Genomic DNA, 232 nt, shown 5'->3' with positions numbered 1-232 from the left:
CATAAGCAGTGGTAGGCCGATTTATCTGGCGAAGGGGAGCCGCAGGCACCCCTTTCCAGCCACCACTTGACAAGCTTAAACGCCCGGGTAGTCCAGAATGCCTTCAGCGGCCTGACGCCCTTCATAAATAGCGTTGACCACGAGATCAGAGCCGCGCACCATATCGCTACCGGCAAATATTTTCTCGTTGCTGGTTTGGAAAGCGTCCTGGCCGTGCTCGGGGGCTTTGACC

The 232-nt window shown here is 56.9% G+C and carries 1 pseudogene; it reads right to left on the bottom strand.

What is annotated here, in order from left to right:
• Nucleotides 1-75: 75 nt before the first annotated feature.
• Nucleotides 76-232, bottom strand: a pseudogene (locus R0J87_RS25200) (glutamate synthase small subunit); the annotation flags it as partial.

The sequence above is a fragment of the Halomonas sp. SIMBA_159 genome (genome assembly GCF_046536035.1).
Classification (GTDB): domain Bacteria; phylum Pseudomonadota; class Gammaproteobacteria; order Pseudomonadales; family Halomonadaceae; genus Vreelandella; species Vreelandella venusta_A.
This window is presented reverse-complemented; position numbering and strand designations above follow the sequence as displayed.